Origin of the sequence: Nocardia yunnanensis (assembly GCF_003626895.1) — a bacterium.
Lineage (GTDB): Bacteria > Actinomycetota > Actinomycetes > Mycobacteriales > Mycobacteriaceae > Nocardia > Nocardia yunnanensis.
In genome coordinates this window covers 2,245,276-2,261,570 of record NZ_CP032568.1, presented here as the reverse complement: position 1 = coordinate 2,261,570, position 16,295 = coordinate 2,245,276, and the positions used below count along the sequence as shown (strand labels likewise).

The following is a 16,295-nucleotide window of genomic DNA, read 5'->3' as shown; positions in this document are numbered from 1 at the left end:
ATGGGTGGAACCCTGTGGCTCTTCTGTGGCATCGACCTGGAACGTGAAGTCCACGAGGGGGAAACGGTCTACCTGGACCGGGAGCTCCTTGCCGCGGGTGATCGGCGGGTGAGCCAGGAGCATGCGCCGGCGATCTTCTCCGCCCGGGGGCGGTGGTATCTGGAGAACCGCTACGAGGGTAAGCGGCTGGTGCTGGAAAACGTCGACACGCACAAGATCTACCGGATACCCCAGCGGGTCGCGCAAGAGCTCGACGGCGAGGACTTCCACGTCTATGTGGCGCATCAGACGGTCGCGGTACAGGTCGACGGGTACGTCCGGCCGGAAGGCCGCCCGGAGTGCAACACCCTCACCGACGGCCTGGGCCGAGACGCGGATCTGCAGGTGCGGCAACTGCTCGACGAGAAGCCGGACTGGCGGCAGGCCGTGCTGGTGCGCTACTCCGAATTCATGGATCCGACCATCAGCAACCCGCGCCCACTGACCAGCGACGAGGTGGAGAGATTCGTCCCGCGAGGCAGGGAACTCGCGAACCAGGCACAGCGGAGCATGAAGCAGCTCACCGGTCTGGAACTGCTCGAGCTCGGGCACTGGCTCACGCATTCGGGGATCCTGCTTGCCAGCCATCGGGTCGAATTGCCCTTCAGCCCGGTGTGATTGGGCCATTCGCCCGACAGCCGGGTGGTAACCACACCGTGGGCGATTACCACCCGATCATCGGTGACCCTGGGCCCTATACCGCGACGAACTTGTTGAGGAAGACCATCGCCCCCGCGAAGGCCGCCCCGCCGGCCAGCACACCGGCGGCGAGTTTCTGCCCGTTGGCGACCGTCAGCGCTCCCGCGGCGATTCCGATGGCCAACGAAGTGACCAGCAGCACCGTGGCACGAATACTGAACATCGAGACCGTTCCTTCCCGGTGACGATCACCGAAAGCGGTGATCAGCAATACCTTTCACCGATATGTTCATGGAAACGGTGCCTTCGATGCGCGCGAGCGCTAGGGGGAACGCCGTGATCAGGGCCCTAGCGTTAGCGACCGGTGACGTCGCCCGATCTGGTTCGGGTGCGGACCGCCAGGTCGGGGTCGAGGTGCAGCTGGTCTGAGCTGTGTGAATGCGGTGTCAGCGGGTGTCAGTTCGCTGTCAGTGCGGTGTCAGGCGGGGGCGGGAAAGTACTCACATCGACAACGCGAAAGCAACCGAGGAGTACAGCGCCATGACCGTTTTTCAGACCCCCGCGCCGATCGACATCATCACCGAGATCGGTTTGGGCACCGTCACTGTCGTTGCCGCCGAGCGCGGTGACACCGTTGTGGAGATCCGGCCGGCCGACGCCGGGAAGAAGGATGACGTGAAGGCTGCCGGGCAGTTGAAGGTGGATTTCAGCGACGGGACGCTGACCGTGAACATGCCGAAGGGCTGGCGAGTGATCGGGCCGTCCGGCAAGGGGGCGGTCGAGGTGATCATCGAGGCACCGGTCGGCTCCCGTTTGAACGGCAACCTCGCCCATGGGACGTTCCGCACCGCCGGTGATCTCGGCGAGAGCAGTGTGGAAGTGGCGGCGGGGGAGATTCTGGTCGGGCGCGCGGTCGCCGCGGTGACGGCCAAGACCGCCCAGGGCGACATCACGATCGGTGAAGCGGTGCGCGGCGTGCTGCGCCTCGAGACCTCCGTCGGGGATCTGCGCGTCGGCATCCACCCCGGCAGCGCGGCACGCGTGCAGTCCAACACCTCACGCGGTGCGGTGAACAACCAACTGGGCCCGGTCGATCCGAGCAACGACGACCTCGTCGAGGTCTACGCGCACACCGCGTCCGGCAATGTGGTCATCGGCCACGCCACCACCGTCTAGACCGGCGCACCGATTCGCCGTAGACGCCGAAAGGCGGCACCAGCCGGTGCCGCCTTTCGGCCGTTCGAGGACGCGGTCACGGGTTGGGGCGCAGCACCACCAGCCCGGGGACCGTGTTGGCGTACTGGGTCAGCGGCGTGTCGACCACCTGGTTGTCGTTGGCGGCCAAGGAGGACGCGTTGCGGAACACGGGACCGCTGGGGGTGCTGACGAAGATGCCCACGTGGGACACGTCGAGACCGGCCTCATCGGTGTAGGCGCCCAGGAAGTCGCCGGTGCGCAGCCCCGCGATGACCGTGTTGTCCAGTGCCGCACTGGGGATGTAGGTGATGTCGCGGTCGACCACCGGCAGTCCCGGCAGGTAGAGACCGCCGCCGGCCTTCGCGTTCAGATGCTTGGTCACCGTGACCGCGGCGGGGGTCAGGCTGCCGGTGATGTCGTTCGCGGCGACCCGGTTGACGTGGGCCCAATCGGTGAAAAAGTGCTTGCGATGGGTGAACTCGACCTGGCCGTCCGCATAGCGGGTGGCGATCAGGTTCTGCACGAACTGCCCTCGATCGGCCGAGCGGCTCAGCGCCTCCACGTAGTCGAGGTAGGTGAAGCAGTCGACCCCGCGGAAGTCGATGACCAGCTGCTCGGGCTGATCGGCCGAACCGACGAGCATGTTCGCGCGGTAGGGGGTGCCCAGGAAACGGCTGGAGAGCTGCGCGATGGCGTCGGTGCGCGGGCCGGTCAGGGAGTTGCGCAGCGCGAGCAGGTCGTCGAGCTGACGCGAGGTGGTGTCGTCCAGGGCGGGTTCGGCGGGGGTGGCCATGGCCTGCGCGGGCAGCAGGGCGAGCCCGAACACGAGCGTGACCAGCATCAGCAGAACGCGGGTGACTGTGCGCAAAACCCCTCCATCGCTCGAGACGTGCGAATCGAACGTAACACCGTCCGGTGGCCGCGAGGTTCACAGTGGGTCGATTCGGGCGTCGAGGCCGCGCTCGAAAAAGTCGAGGAGGGCTCTGGTGCGGCGGGCGGGGGCGTCGGCGTAGGTGGCGTAGATGTCGGCGCTGGGCGTCGGGATGTCGGGCAGCACCTGGATCAGGGCGCCGGCGCGCAGCATCGGGGCGACCTGCCACAGCGAGCGCATGATGAGTCCGCGACCCTCCAGACACCAGCGGGTGATGACGTCGCCGTCATTGCTCACCAGGTTTCCCGCGACCCGCAGCGCCGTCTCGGGACGCTCGAAGCGCCACAGCGCGTAATCGCTGTCGTTCTCCCGCAGCACGAGGCAGTTGTGCCGCTCCAAGTCCGAGAGCCGTTCGGGGGTGCCGTGCTCGCGCAGGTAAGCCGGTGCGGCACAGACGATTCGGCGATTGCGGCACAGTCGCCGGGCGATGAGCCGGGAGTCGGGCAGGGCGCCGACGTGAATATCCAGATCGAATCCGGTGCCCGCGATATTGAGCGGCACCGACGACAGCTCCAGATCCACCCGCACCAGCGGATGCTCGACCACGAATTCGGCCACCAGATCCGCGATATGGGCGCGCCCCAGACCGATGGTGGAGCGCACGTGCACCCGGCCGCGCAGTTCGCCGCGCTGCTCGGCGACGGAATCCTCGAGCTCCTCCAACTGGGCCGCCAGCCGCGCCGCGCCGGCCGCATACCGTTCGCCTTCCGGGGTGAGGGTGAACCGGCGCGTGGTGCGCTGCACGAGCGGGACACCCAGCCGGGACTCCAGCTGCGCGAGCCGCTTGCTCACCGCCGAGACGGAGACGCCGAATTCCCGGGCCGCCTCGGTGAGACTGCGCGAGCGGGCCACCACATCGAAGAACAGGATGTCGTCGCTGCCACCGCCGCGCACCGGAACCTCCTGTCGTTCTTTCCTTTTCGGAAAGACTCTCTTGCGCCTCGGGTACTTTCCGCGCCGAGTCACCGGAGCCTACCGTTGTGATCCAGCCGACAGCAAAGACATTCGGTCGGCGGAAAGGCGGCAGAACAATGGCGACCGTGCACCGCATCGCGGTAATTCCGGGCGATGGGATCGGGAAGGAAGTCGTCCCCGAGGGAATCCGGGTGCTGGAGGGCGTGGCGGCGGCCCACGATTTCACACTCGATCTCGAATACTTCGACTTCGCCAGCGCCGACTATTACACCGCGCACGGAAAAATGCTGCCGGACAACTGGTTCGACCGGTTGAAGTCCTTCGACGCCCTGTTCTTCGGCGCGGTGGGCTGGCACGAGGTGGTGCCCGACCACATCTCGTTGTGGGGCAGCCTGCTCCAGTTCCGCAGGCATTTCGATCAATACGTGAGCCTGCGGCCGGTGCGGCTGCTGCCCGGCGTGAAGAGCCCGCTGGCCGGGCGACAGCCGGGCGATATCGATTTCTTCGTGGTGCGCGAGAACACCGAGGGCGAATACTCCAGTATCGGCGGCCGGATCTTCGAGGGCACGGACCGGGAAACGGTCGTGCAGGAAACCGTCATGACCCGCACCGGAGTCGACCGGATTCTGCGTTACGCATTCGAGCTGGCGCGGCGGCGGCCGCGCGCACATCTCACCTCGGCGACCAAGAGCAATGGCATCTCCATTTCCATGCCGTACTGGGACGAACGGGTCGAGGCCCTGGCCCGGGATTATCCGGACGTCGAGGTGGACAAGTACCACATCGATATTCTGGCCGCGAATTTCGTGCTGCATCCCGACCGTTTCGACGTGGTGGTGGCCAGCAATCTCTTCGGTGACATCCTCAGCGATCTCGGGCCCGCCTGCACCGGCACCATCGGCATCGCCCCGAGCGGGAACATCAACCCCGAGCACCGCTTTCCCAGCCTTTTCGAGCCGGTGCACGGGTCCGCGCCCGATATCGCCGGGCGCGGCATCGCCAATCCAGTCGGCCAGATCTGGAGCGCGGCCATGATGCTCGACCATCTCGGCGAGCACGCCGCGGCCGCCACCGTGCTGGCGGCGGTCGAATCGGTGCTGGCGCACGGCGGTGACACTCTCACCCCCGACCTGGGCGGCGCCGGGACCACGGAGTCGCTCGGCAAGGCGATCCGCGCGGCGCTGGAAATCCGGTGAGCGGCAATGAGTTCCCTCGACAGAGTGCGCCGCGCGACCCGGTACCCGCTGCCGGATCTGGACGGCGCCCCGCTGCTGATCCCGGTGGCGCTGACAGCGCTGGTACTACTGGCCGGCGGGTTCCGGGCCATCCCGGAGAACATGATCGGCGGGCTGGCGGTGATCGTCGGCCTGGGCATGCTGCTCGGGCCGCTCGGTAACCGGCTGCCGCTCGTCTCCCGCATCGGCGGAGGCGCGCTGGTCTGCCTGCTGACGCCCTCGATCCTGGTGTACGCCAAGGTGTTCGACGGCAATACCGTGCGGGCGGTGACCGTGCTCATGAAGCAGGCCAACTTCCTCTACTTCGTGATCGCCACCCTGGTGGTGGGCAGCATTCTGGGCATGAGCCGCCGGCTCATGGTCGGCGGTCTGATCCGCGTCTTCCCGCCGCTGCTGGCGGGCACGGTGGCGGCGGTCGCGGTGGGGATCGGGGTGGCGATGCTGTTCGGCAACGGCTTTCACCGGGCCCTGTTCTACATCGTGGTCCCGATCCTGGGCGGCGGCATCGGGGAGGGCGTGATTCCGCTGTCCTCGGCGTATGCCTCGGCGCTCGGCGGTGAGCCGGGAAGCTATGTGGCGGAGCTGATCCCGGCCGCGATCATCGGCAATATCGCCGCCATCATCACCGCCGGTGCGCTGCGCCGGCTCGGGGAGCGGCGGCCGCGGCTGGACGGCGGGGGAGCGCTGGTGCGACCCCGTCGCCGAAATCGGCATGCCGGCACCCGATTCCGGGCCGATTGTGCGCCGGGAGCCGAACTACGCGCTCGTCGGCTACGTGATCGCCTGTACCGCGGTCGTTCTCGCCATGGCGCTCACCGGTTTCCTGGTCGGTCGCGCCATCGGCATGTACCCGGTGGACGCCGCACTCGTCACCGTCTGCCACAGCGGCCTGGGCGGGACCGGCGACGTGGCCATCCTGTCCGCCGCCGATCGCATGAATCTCATGCCCTTCGCGCAGATCTCGACCCGGATAGGCGGAGTGAGCACGGTGATCACCGCGGCCTGGCTCATCCGCCTGCTGGGGTGAGTCCGGGCGATCAGCCGAGCAGTCCGCCCAGCAGCCCGCCGGACTGCCCGGCCTCCTGACCGCCGCCGGTGCCGCCGATGAAGCCGCCCGGCGGCAGTTCGGACGGCTGCACGATGACGAAGCCGCGGCCCTGGAACGACAGGGTCAGCCCCTCCCCGGTGCTGCGGCCGATCAAGCGGCTGAAGCCGAAGGAGTCGTTGCGCTTGATTCCGGTGTGCAGGCTCGACGACCACGCCACCGCGGCCTGCGGATCGGCATAGGTCGGCTGATCGACATTGAGCACCACCGGCTGGCCGTGGGTGGTGATGGCGATGCGGCCGCGACCGGTGAAGACGCAGTTGAAGAACCCCGCGTTGCTGGCGTACCCGGCCGCGCCCTGCACACGCTGAATGTTGTAGGACAGCGTCGAATCGAAGGCCAGGACGTTCGCGCCATTGATGGTCAGGCCGTCGGTGCCGTCCAGATCCACGGTGTGCACGTCGGCGGCGGCATTGGCCAGGAACAGATCGCCCTGCCCGCTCACCTCCATCAGCGGCACGCCCTCACCGGTGAGCCGCTGCTGGATGGCGCGGCCGATGCCGCCGGAGCCGAGCGCCTTGAAATGCAGATCGCCCTGATAGGCCACCATGGACCCGGCCCGCGCCAGCGTCTGCCCGTTCACCGCGACCCGGATCATCTTGCTGCCCTGCTTCTGAATGCCGAAACCGCTGACCTCGGCGTGATTCGGATCGAACAGTTCGCTCTGCACGGACGGGACTCCTTGTGACGCTGGGAAATTCGGCATGGCGGCCGCGGGCTGATAGGGCGGCGGGGCCGGGGTGTAGGGCTGGGCCGGAGGGTGAGGCGGCGGGGACGCGAGGGGCTGGGGCGGCGAGACCGGTGGGGTGAAGCCCTGCGTGGGTGCGGTCCGGGACGCCAGGAACTGCTGTTGCGCGAAACCCGGCTGCGGCGGGGCAGGCGGTGCCATGGGCTGCGACGGCGGGGGAGTCGTGGATTGTGGCGGGGCGACGGGCGGTTCGGGCTCGTCGTCGATATTGACGCCGAATGCCGCTGCCAGCCCGGCCAATCCGTTGTCGTAGCCCTGCCCGACCGCGCGCACCTTCCACGCGTCCCCGCGCCGATAGACCTCCACGCACACCACGGCCGCCTCGGTGCTGAGCCGATCCATGGGGAATGTCAGTGTGCCCGCGTCGGATCCGATGGTGGCGACCAGCGTGCCCACCCCGGCGAAGGTCGCGGGCCCGCTGCCGTCCAGGCTGGCGGTGACGGCGACCTTGTCCACATCGGCGGGGAGCGCGGAGGTTTGGATGTCGACCATGTCCCCGGCGCCGCGCCCGTGCCGGTAGACCACACCGGGGGCGACCGGTTGATTGAAGAAGACGAAGTCGCCGTCCGAGCGCACCCGGCCGTCGGCCCCCAACAGCAGCGCGGACACGTCGACCGCGACCGAACAGTGCACCGTGACGGTCAATCGATCGGCGGGCGCGGGCCGATTCTCCCCACGGGCGAGCGCGGTCACCGTGTCCCCTCGCGTTCGCCGCGTGCCGGCGCAGGCAAAAACCGATTCACAGCAACCAGTGTGTCGAATCTTCGCGGCCGAGGCCATCCGGGAATTCCCCGAGAGATAGCCGACCCGTCAGGCGGCTTCGTCGTGATCGATGCGCTCGGCGCCCGGCACGTCCGCCTCGTACATCGCACGATGCGTCGCACAACGGTATTTCGGGCCCGGCTTGATGAACGCGGGATCGAGACGCTGAGCGAACGTGAGGTTCTCACGCCGCCAGCAATCGATGCACACCGGCTCCTTCATGGCGTCCTCCTCGGTCGTTCGCTCGCGAAAGGTCTGCGACAGAGGGGTTCCCAGCGCCGGGGCGATTCGGATGTAGGTTGTGGAACGCTTGTGTAACGGATGCGGTCCGTTAGCCGACCGGTCGGTTGGCTAGCAGGTGGTCGCGGGCGGCCGCGAGAATGCGTTCCGACAACTCGTCCCCGGCGCTGGCGCGCGACAGCAGGAGCGCGCCGGCCAAAAGCGCGAGCTCCACCAGCGATTCGTCGTCGATCTCCGGGCCGGAGCGTTCGCCCAGTTCGTCGAGCTGATCGGCGAATTCGCGCAGACCCCGCCGATACACCTCGCGCAGCTGGCTGTCGGCCTGGGTGCGCGCGACATCGCCTGCGAGCGCGGCGATTCCGCAGCCCTGGGACGGGGCGTCGCGATGCTTGCCCGACAGGTATCGCTCGAGGAAGGTCCGGCGAGCCGTCGCCGCATCGGGCGCGGCCGCCCGAATTCGCGTCCGCTCCTCGTTCATTGCGGTGTTGGCGGCCGAACAGGCCTGCGCGACAAGGTCTTCCTTGGATTGGAAGTGCCGGTAGAACCCGCCGTGGGTGAGTCCGGCGGCGGCCATCACCTCCGGCACCGTCACCCCGTGGACGCCGCGGCCGCGTACCAGCGCCGCCGCGGCGTCCAGCACCTCCCGGCGGTGCGACTCGGCCTGGGCTCGGGAAGCGCGGGGCATGTCGATCCCTTCCTTTCGGGCGCGCGGGCGGATTCGGTCTTGCCGTCCAGCTTAGATGATGCTCATAATCTAAGCGATAGTTGACGCTCATAATCTAAAACGGGAGGCATCGACATGACCGAGATCGAGGGCGCGGTAGCCCTGGTCACCGGCGGACAGCGCGGACTCGGGCGGGCGTTCGTGGACGAATTGCTGCGCCGCGGCGCGAGCAAGGTGTACGCGACCGCGCGCCGGCCCGTCGCCGGTGCGGACCCGCGCGTGGTGCCGCTCGCACTGGAGGTCACCGATCCGGATTCCGTCGCCGCGGTCGCCGGTGTCGCCGGGGATGTGGGGATCGTCGTCAACAATGCGGGCGTGCTGCACCCGGCGCCGCTGCTGACGGCCGATATCGACGATGTCCGAGCCACTTTCGAGACCAATGTGATCGGCCCGCTGCGCATCGCGCAGACCTTCGCGCCCATCCTGGCCGCCAATGGCGGTGGCGCACTGGTCGATATCCATTCCGTGCTGTCCTGGGTGGCCGGCGGCGCGGCCTACGGCGCGTCCAAGGCGGCGTTCTGGTCGCTGACCAATTCGCTGCGGCTGGAGCTGGCGGGGCAGGGGACGCAGGTGGTCGGGGTGCACCTCGGCTTCGCCGACACCGACATGGTGAAGGGGATCATCGCCGAGAAGATCAGTCCCGCAGGGGTTGCCGAGGCCGTTCTCGACGGTGTCGCCAAGGGTGAGCTCGAGGTGCTCGTCGACGACCTGACCCGGCAGGTGAAGGCGGCGCTGTCCGGTCCCGTCGAGAACCTCGCCGTCCGCATCCGCTGAACCATCGAATCCCGAGAACGGAGTTACCCCAATGCCGTTGTGGCACATCTACCATCCCGTCGACACCTACACCGAGCAGGACAAGCAGGATTTCGCGGCCGATATCACCGAGATCTACACGCGGGTCGGGCTGCCCGCGTTCTATGTGGTCGTGCAGTTCCACGAGATGCCGCCGACCTCGGTCTTCGTGAGCGGCAAACCGTCGGGTGACACCGTGCGGGTGGTCGTCAAACACCTGGCCCGTCACCTCGACACCGCGGAGGGCCGCAAGCGCATGACCGAGCGGCTGGCGGATGTCATCCGTCCGTACGCGGGAGATCGCGGGCTGCACAGCGAATTCCACATCGAGGACACGCCGCGCGATCAATGGATGATCGCGGGCCTGTGGCCGCCCGCCTCGGGCTCCGACGCGGAAAAGGCGTGGGCGGCGGCGAATCGGCCTATGCCGTACTGAGCGCCCGCCGCCGCCGGAGCTGGTAGAGCACGCAGCCGACGATCACCGCGTAGACGATCACGTAGCAGTTCAACAGGATCTGCGAGATCGGCCACGACGGCGGGAACAGGAACCAGCCGACCACCACCCAGGTGTCGGTCCAGTGGTACGCCCACGCGCCGGTGGCCAGATACAGGAAACCGGCGGCCGACCACCAGCGCGGATTCGACTGGGCGCGATGGACCAGGTACACGAACAGCGGCAGGAACCACACCCAGTGGTGATTCCACGAGAACGGCGACACCACGCACGAGGTCAGGCCCGCGACGGTCACGGTGAGCAGCTTCTCGCCGCGGTTGTAGAGCGCCGCGGCGAGCAGCAGGCCGCCGATCGCGATCGGCACGGCCAGCAGCAGCCACAGCCATTGCGGCACTTGATGTCCCGTGAGATGGGCGACCGTGCCGCGCAGGGACTGATTGGCGGGCTGGGTGTCGGGGGCGATGCGGTCGGACTGGAAGAACGTCTTGGTCCAGTACTGGCGCGAATCCGACGGCAGCGCCGCCCCCGCGACCAGGATCGTCAGCGCGAACACCGCCGAGGCCGTCACCGCTGCCCGCCACTGCCGCAGCACCAGGAACTGGGCGACGAAATACAGTGGCACCAACTTGATTCCGGCCGCGAGCCCGGTGCCGATGCCGCGCAATCGGCTGTGCTCGGGGCGGGAGAAATCCCAGAGGATCAAGGCCATCAGCACCAGGTTGATCTGCCCGTAGTACAGGGTGGTGCGCACCGGATCCAGGAACATGCAGGTGGCGGCGAGCAATACGCTGAGTCCGGCCAGCCGCCAGGTCAGGCGGTAGCCGAGTACCTTCCAGCACAACAGGACACAGGCGTAGAGCACGCAGATGTTGAGGACCAGCCAGGTATTGGTGACCGCCTCGAACGGTATCGCCAGAATCGGCAGGAAGATCAGCGTGGAGAACGGCGTATACGTGTAGGACAGGCCGCGATGCGTCGTCTCGGTGTAGAGCGGATGGTGGTTGTAGATCTTCCACGCGCCGTCGCGGTAGACGTGCACATCGAAGCCGCCCACCAGGAAGCCCACCTGGTCCAGCCACGGATCCACCGTCGTGAAGATCAATACCAGCGACAGCGCCGCGCCGAAGATCAGGACGAACAGCGTCGTTCTGCTCCGGGTCGGCGGCGCTACACGGGAATCGGCAACACCCGCACGGTCTTTCGTCCTTACACCGATCAAGAGCAACCCACCTCAGCTGTGCGATACCACCCTGTCGAGCTCTGCTAACCGCTGAATATGTGAGGCTTCAGCCTGCCCGTCCAGCACCCTACAACGCGTTGCGGCCGCTTTCCTCACGTGGCCGACCGTGTGGTCTGGAGTGATAGGCGGCGGGTATTGACGGTGATGGCCTCGGCGAGCGCCCGCTCCGGTTCGGACAGGCGGGTGCGGCGGTGCATGAGAACGAAATCCAGATCGCCCAATTCGGGCAGTCTGGGGTCGTTGAGTGATACCAGTCCCTCGGGCAGGACGCCCTCGGCGTGCACGATCACACCGAGTCCCGCCAGCGCGGCCGCCCGCAGCCCGAGCAGGCTGTCGCTGACGCAGGTGACGCGGCAGGTGCGGCCCGCGTGCTTCAGGGCGCGCAAGGCCAGCTGCCGGGTCAGGCTCGGTTTCGGGTACGTGATCAACGGCACCGGATCGTCGAATTCCGTTGTGGCGCTGCGGCCCGCCCACACCAGCCGGTCTCGCCACAGCAGGGTGCCGTGCCGTTCGCCGGGCAGTCGCTTGCCGAAGACGAGGTCCAGTTCGCCGGCGGCCATGCGGGACTTGAGGGTTTCGCTCAGGCCGACGGTGAGTTCCAGATCCACGCCCGGATGGGTGCGCTGGAATTCCACCAGGATGTCGGGCAGTGCGCGGGCCATCACATCGTCGGAGGCGCCGAGGCGAATCAGGCCGGTGAGGGTGGAACCGGAGAAGTAGGCCGCGGCCTGCGCCTGGGCGTCGAGGATGGTGCGGGCGAAGCCGATCATGGCCGCGCCGTCGGCGGTGAGCGCGAGATTGCGGGTGTCGCGGCGGAACAGCTCGCGCCCGGCGGCCTGTTCGAGACGGGCGATGTGACCGCTCACCGTGGATTGGCGCAGGCCCAGCTGACGGCCCGCGGCGGTGAAGCCACCGGCCCGTTCGACGGCGAGGAAGGTGCGTAGCAGCTCGGGTTCGAACATGACGCAATTATCACGCATCGCGATGGGAGATATCGGATCGAACGCCTATCGCGATCTATAGCTGTGACCCTACCGTCGAAAGAGTGCAGCTACTGGCCAAACTCCGCATCGATTCCTTCATGCTCGGCATCCTCGCCACCGTCGTGTTGGCTGCCCTGCTGCCCGCCCGCGGCGGCGCGGCGGAGGCCCTCGACTGGGCCACCAAGATCGCCATCGCGCTGCTGTTCCTGCTCTACGGCGCCCGCCTGAAACCGCGGGAAGCGCTGGCCGGCCTGCGCCACTGGCGACTGCACGCCACCGTGCTCACCGCCACCTTCGTCCTGTTCCCCCTGCTCGGCCTGGCCCTGCGCCCGCTGGTCCCGTCCGTGCTCACCCCCGACCTCTACACCGGCGTCCTGTTCCTGTGCCTGGTCCCCTCGACCGTCCAATCCTCCATCGCCTTCACCTCCATGGCGCGCGGCAATGTGGCGGGCGCGGTCGTCAGCGCCTCCCTGTCCAATCTGATCGGCGTCTTCGCGACCCCGCTGCTGGTGATGGCGTGCATGAACACCACTGCGGGCGTTCACGTTTCACCCACTGCGATCCTGGCCATCGTGGTGCAGCTGCTGCTTCCGTTCCTGGCCGGCCAACTCCTGCGCCCGCACCTGGGCTGGCTGCTCTCCCGCCCGTCCGCCACCAAAACCGTCGACCGCGGCTCGGTCTACCTGGTCGTCTACTCCGCCTTCAGTGCCGGTGTCACAGAAGGCATCTGGCACGGACTCTCCGCCCGCGTGCTCATCTCGACCGTGCTGCTCTGCGCCGCCCTGCTGGCCCTGGTATTGACCCTGACCTCCCTCACCAGCCGCCTCCTGCGCTTCTCCCGCGAAGACCGCATCGTGGTCACCTTCTGCGGCTCCAAGAAAAGCCTCGCCACCGGCCTGCCCATGGCCTCGGTACTGTTCGCCGGCCACCCCGTCGGCCTGATCGTCCTGCCCCTCATGCTCTTCCACCAGATTCAACTGTTCACCTGCGCCTACCTGGCCCAGCACTACGCCCGCCAGCCCGAACCCGTGCTCACCGAATCCCCCAGCACCACAGCCGAACTGGTGTGATCGCCAACCCGAAGCCGAATCCTCTCCGGCCGTGTGGAACCGATCACCAGTCCCGAAAACCACCCCGTGACCTAGGGCGACCGCCCTAACGTCCGGGCATGAGCTGGTCTTCAGAAACCCCCTTGCCAGGCACCCCGCACTACACCCTGCCGAACGACTGGGATTTCGCCGCCGAACGCCTCGCCCTGCTCGGCGCGGCCTACGACCCGGGAAGCATCGCGCTCGCGCAACGGCTCGGCGTGAGCGCGGGATGGCGGTGCCTGGAAGCCGGAGCCGGCGGCGGATCCTTCGCCCGCTGGCTGTGCGGCACCGCGCTACCCGGCGGCCGAGTCCTCGCTGTCGACGCCGACACCCGCCACCTCACCGACCTACCCGCCCTGGGCGGCGAAGTCGCCCAACTCGACCTCGTCACCGACGAAATCCCCGCACACGCCTTCGATTTCGTTCACACCCGATTCGTCCTCCTGCACATAGCCGACCGCGACATCGTCCTGCGCCGCCTGGCCCGCGCCCTGGCCCCCGGCGGCATCCTGCTCCTGGAGGAAGGCGACGGCCTGGGCGTACCCGCCGAAATGCCAGGCCCTTTCGGCGAAGTCTGGCGCGCCTTCGCCCACTCGACCGAACTCGCCGGCGCCAACCAATCCTGGGCACGAACCCTACCCACCCACTTGAACTCCCTCGGCCTCACCGACATCCAAGCGGAAGCCGAAATCCCCCTCTTCCGCGGCGCCTCCCCCACCGCCCGCGTGTGGAACCTCACCTGGACCCAATCCCGCAACGCCCTGATCCCCCTGGGCATCCCACCCACCCTGATCACCGCCGCCCAAGCCGACCTCGAAGACGACCAACAATGGTTCCACGCCCCACCCACAATCCGAGTCTGGGCCCGCAAGGCCGACCTGACCGATCTGTGAGGGTTATGGGGTCGAGGGGAGTGATCTGTCGATTCCCAGTGTGGCGAGGAGGTCTTCGTGTAGTTCGAACCAGACTTGGTGGGCGGAACCGTTCTTGATGCCGGTGACCATGTCGGGGTTGTCGGCGGCCTGGGAGAGGGCGGTGGAGAAGCGAGAGTGGTAGCCGGAGAAGCGTGAGATTCGGTCGGTGAGCTCGGTTGTCAGTGGTAGTAATTCGTCTGCGAGGCTTGATAATTCGGCCAGTATTCGAGCATCGTGCTGGGTGTCGTGGTGATCGTTGTCACGGATGCTGCCGTCGGGAAGGATGGTCAGCTGCCAGGCTGTGCAAGCCTGCACCAATCGTGTGTTCGGTGGGAGAAACGCGCGATAAACGGTTTCCACCAACGGTTTTGCCCCGCACTCGGCGAGCTCGTCGGCGAGCAGGCGCTCGTTCTCTCGCCGCCCGCTTGCCGTGAGCGACCATCCTGCGTCCGTCGCGAAATGGAAGCGGCTGATCCAACCGCGCTCTCGGAAGTCCCTTATGTGCGATTCAGCGAGGCCGGGGGGCATTCGGTATCGGTCGGCCACCGCTTGGGTACCCACGAATCCGCCGAGGCGGATGGCGTGCAGCGCGAGCAGGGAACTGCTCGAGACGTGGCCCATCGGGAGCCTGCCTTTCATGTGGTTTCACCACGCCTGATGGAGCGGCATCGATATCGGGTCGGGTGAGTGGCCGGATACATCCAGTGGTCCCATCGACCGAAACGTCGCGATGACTCGCCAGTGCTGCCATAGCCCCTGTTGCCGCGACCACGGCGGGAATCCCGTACTCGCGGGCGACGATTGCCGCGTGCGAGAGAATTCCTCCGCTCTCGGTCACCACGGCGGCGGCGATACCGAACAGCGCGGTCCACGCGGGATCGGTTGTGCCACAGACGATGACATCGCCAGGCTGTACCGAGTCGAAGTCGTCGACACCGTGTACGAGCCGGACCGGGCCGGCAGCGATGCCGCGGCTGGCCGGGATTCCGGTGACAATCGAGGCATCGGACCTCACGGTTCCTCCCTCCCGCAGTGTCGCGTCCATAGGTCAACTAGTAGTTGACGAACAACTGTTCGTCAACTACTAGTTGACTCACTACAGGTGTCGCCCTACTCCCGCGCCCAGCAGCAGCTGCGCGAAGACGCAGACCGTGAAAACCGTTGCGCCCAGGCCCAAGGCAGATCCGGTGCTGGTGCCTCGATGATCGACCCGGCCTGTCAGGCCAGTTCTGGTCGCAGCCGGTTTGGTTATTGCATTATCTGGGTGTGTGGGTGCTCAGGTGATGCTGGGCAGATTTGGATGATCTGGGCGTTGTCGTCGGAGACACAGATCCGGGTGGGCCTTGCCGGGCCGTCTTGTCCGGGACCCCATGCGAGGTTGTCGGCCTGATCCTCGTACGGGATCCAGTGGTGGACGTCGAAGTACCACTCCTTGCCGGAGATCGTCAGTAGCGGCTCGGTCGGGGTGCCGCAGGTGGGACAGGGGGTGGGATAAGCGTCCGTCATGCCCCAGTTGATATAGCCGCCGACCTTGCAGCCAGGCGGAATACACAAGTCCAGGTATTCGATGCCGAACTCGGTGACGGCCCACCGTTCCAGTCGTTCGCGCATCTCCTTCCCGAGCTCGAGCGCACTCGGGTATTCGATCACCTCTTCCGGATGGACCAAGCACGGCTCGGGGACGTAGAACACCCCGTAGATGGCCGCGGGTTCCGGTGGGGCGAGCAGAATGTCGGAAACCGCCGCCGCGGTCCGCCAGAACAGCGCGGTCGTGGGCATGCCGTCGTCGTGTTCGAAGGGGCACCACAACACCTGCAGCAGATCCGACCCCTCGGGTGGGCGTAGACCGGGCACATCACGCAAATACAACTGGGCGACCGGCAGCATCGAGACAGGGCCCTCAGGTTTGTCCTGTGCCTGGATCTGTTCGAGGATCGCTCGCTCCTCAGGGGTGTAGGGGTTGTATCCCCACCCCTCCCTGCTGGGTCTGGCCGCCGCCCTGCTGTCTCTGGCCGCCGCGAGGCGCTGTCGCAGCCTGGCGTCCGCCACTGACATCAGCGGGATTGGACTCGTGTGGTGGGCGACCTCGCCACAGTGCGGCCAAGGCTCGCTCGCCGGCCACAAGAGCGGGCCGCCGATCGAACTGTCTTGTGGCGAGGGGATTCCCGGACGCGGGTGCAGCCGAGTCGCGGTGCGGGCCAGTGACGCGAGTTCGGGAAACGCGGCCTCGAGATCGGCCGGGCGGGGCGGAGTAGTGCGAGTCATACCACGACCAACCCCTCGAAA

The 16,295-nt window shown here is 67.2% G+C and carries 18 protein-coding genes and 1 pseudogene; 8 read left to right on the top strand and 11 right to left on the bottom strand.

Annotated features, from left to right (window positions below; genetic code table 11):
- The gene (locus D7D52_RS10410) at positions 1-657 is read left to right on the top strand and encodes a hypothetical protein (RefSeq protein ID WP_120736128.1); all 657 of its coding nucleotides are present in this window, start codon (positions 1-3) and stop codon (positions 655-657) included.
- A 76-nt stretch (positions 658-733) separates the two neighbouring features.
- Here the strand turns inward: D7D52_RS10410 and D7D52_RS10405 are convergent, their stop codons facing one another.
- On the bottom strand, positions 734-901 hold the full coding sequence (locus tag D7D52_RS10405; RefSeq protein ID WP_162958261.1) for a hypothetical protein: 168 nt from the start codon (positions 899-901) through the stop codon (positions 734-736).
- Between the two features lie 317 nt (positions 902-1,218).
- On the opposite strand from D7D52_RS10405, the gene D7D52_RS10400 reads away from it, so the two are divergent.
- A complete protein-coding gene (locus D7D52_RS10400) occupies positions 1,219-1,854 on the top strand; it encodes a DUF4097 family beta strand repeat-containing protein (RefSeq protein WP_120736126.1) in 636 nt (211 codons plus the stop codon).
- Positions 1,855-1,930: 76 nt separating this feature from the next.
- On the opposite strand, the gene D7D52_RS10395 is transcribed toward D7D52_RS10400, so the two are convergent.
- Both D7D52_RS10395 and D7D52_RS10390 read right to left on the bottom strand, forming a co-directional pair.
- On the bottom strand, positions 1,931-2,743 hold the full coding sequence (locus D7D52_RS10395) for a DUF1460 domain-containing protein (RefSeq protein WP_246023754.1): 813 nt from the start codon (positions 2,741-2,743) through the stop codon (positions 1,931-1,933).
- A 60-nt stretch (positions 2,744-2,803) separates the two neighbouring features.
- Positions 2,804-3,700 (bottom strand): LysR family transcriptional regulator, encoded by an 897-nt coding sequence (locus tag D7D52_RS10390; RefSeq protein ID WP_120736125.1) that lies wholly within the window; start codon positions 3,698-3,700, stop codon positions 2,804-2,806.
- A gap of 137 nt (positions 3,701-3,837) precedes the next feature.
- Between D7D52_RS10390 and D7D52_RS10385 the strand changes: the two genes are divergently transcribed.
- Positions 3,838-4,917 carry a tartrate dehydrogenase gene (locus D7D52_RS10385; protein WP_120736124.1) on the top strand — a complete coding sequence of 360 codons (1,080 nt, stop codon included), beginning with the start codon at positions 3,838-3,840 and terminating at the stop codon, positions 4,915-4,917.
- 6 nt (positions 4,918-4,923) lie between these two features.
- Positions 4,924-6,042: a 2-hydroxycarboxylate transporter family protein gene (locus D7D52_RS10380; RefSeq protein ID WP_222932807.1), complete on the top strand. Its 1,119-nt coding sequence runs from the start codon at positions 4,924-4,926 to the stop codon at positions 6,040-6,042.
- On the opposite strand, the gene D7D52_RS10375 is transcribed toward D7D52_RS10380, so the two are convergent.
- The 3 genes from D7D52_RS10375 to D7D52_RS10370 all read right to left on the bottom strand — a co-directional run bounded on the left by D7D52_RS10375 (position 5,994) and on the right by D7D52_RS10370 (position 8,496).
- Positions 5,994-7,502, bottom strand: a complete 1,509-nt coding sequence (locus D7D52_RS10375; RefSeq protein ID WP_246023753.1) for an AIM24 family protein — start codon at positions 7,500-7,502, stop codon at positions 5,994-5,996. The genes D7D52_RS10380 and D7D52_RS10375 overlap by 49 nt on opposite strands.
- Positions 7,503-7,619: 117 nt before the next feature.
- Positions 7,620-7,793, bottom strand: coding sequence for a hypothetical protein (locus tag D7D52_RS37680; protein ID WP_162958260.1), 174 nt, complete (start codon positions 7,791-7,793; stop codon positions 7,620-7,622).
- Between the two features lie 109 nt (positions 7,794-7,902).
- A complete protein-coding gene (locus D7D52_RS10370) occupies positions 7,903-8,496 on the bottom strand; it encodes a TetR/AcrR family transcriptional regulator (protein ID WP_120736122.1) in 594 nt (197 codons plus the stop codon).
- A 114-nt stretch (positions 8,497-8,610) separates the two neighbouring features.
- Here D7D52_RS10370 and D7D52_RS10365 point away from each other — a divergent pair, with 114 nt between their 5' ends.
- Positions 8,611-9,309 carry an SDR family oxidoreductase gene (locus D7D52_RS10365; RefSeq protein ID WP_120736121.1) on the top strand — a complete coding sequence of 233 codons (699 nt, stop codon included), beginning with the start codon at positions 8,611-8,613 and terminating at the stop codon, positions 9,307-9,309.
- A gap of 31 nt (positions 9,310-9,340) precedes the next feature.
- Positions 9,341-9,763 carry a tautomerase family protein gene (locus D7D52_RS10360; protein ID WP_120736120.1) on the top strand — a complete coding sequence of 141 codons (423 nt, stop codon included), beginning with the start codon at positions 9,341-9,343 and terminating at the stop codon, positions 9,761-9,763.
- Here D7D52_RS10360 and D7D52_RS10355 read toward each other — a convergent pair.
- Together D7D52_RS10355 and D7D52_RS10350 are read right to left on the bottom strand one after the other, a co-directional pair.
- Entirely contained in the window at positions 9,750-11,000 is a 1,251-nt protein-coding gene (locus D7D52_RS10355; RefSeq protein WP_246023751.1) for a glycosyltransferase 87 family protein, read from the bottom strand. The two genes, D7D52_RS10360 and D7D52_RS10355, sit on opposite strands and share 14 nt — an antisense overlap.
- Positions 11,001-11,113: 113 nt before the next feature.
- The gene (locus D7D52_RS10350; protein ID WP_120736119.1) at positions 11,114-11,983 is read right to left on the bottom strand and encodes a LysR family transcriptional regulator; all 870 of its coding nucleotides are present in this window, start codon (positions 11,981-11,983) and stop codon (positions 11,114-11,116) included.
- 83 nt (positions 11,984-12,066) lie between these two features.
- Here D7D52_RS10350 and D7D52_RS10345 point away from each other — a divergent pair, with 83 nt between their 5' ends.
- Positions 12,067-13,074 (top strand): bile acid:sodium symporter family protein, encoded by a 1,008-nt coding sequence (locus D7D52_RS10345; RefSeq protein ID WP_120736118.1) that lies wholly within the window; start codon positions 12,067-12,069, stop codon positions 13,072-13,074.
- A gap of 98 nt (positions 13,075-13,172) precedes the next feature.
- A complete protein-coding gene (locus tag D7D52_RS10340) occupies positions 13,173-13,988 on the top strand; it encodes a class I SAM-dependent methyltransferase (protein ID WP_120736117.1) in 816 nt (271 codons plus the stop codon).
- 3 nt (positions 13,989-13,991) lie between these two features.
- Here the strand turns inward: D7D52_RS10340 and D7D52_RS10335 are convergent, their stop codons facing one another.
- From D7D52_RS10335 to D7D52_RS38660, 3 genes and pseudogenes are all read right to left on the bottom strand, one after another.
- Positions 13,992-14,648, bottom strand: a complete 657-nt coding sequence (locus D7D52_RS10335; protein ID WP_246023749.1) for a hypothetical protein — start codon at positions 14,646-14,648, stop codon at positions 13,992-13,994.
- Positions 14,649-14,721: 73 nt separating this feature from the next.
- Positions 14,722-15,054: pseudogene (locus tag D7D52_RS40300) on the bottom strand (PEP-utilizing enzyme); the annotation flags it as partial.
- A 203-nt stretch (positions 15,055-15,257) separates the two neighbouring features.
- On the bottom strand, positions 15,258-15,896 hold the full coding sequence (locus D7D52_RS38660) for a hypothetical protein (protein ID WP_222932806.1): 639 nt from the start codon (positions 15,894-15,896) through the stop codon (positions 15,258-15,260).
- Positions 15,897-16,295 lie beyond the last annotated feature (399 nt).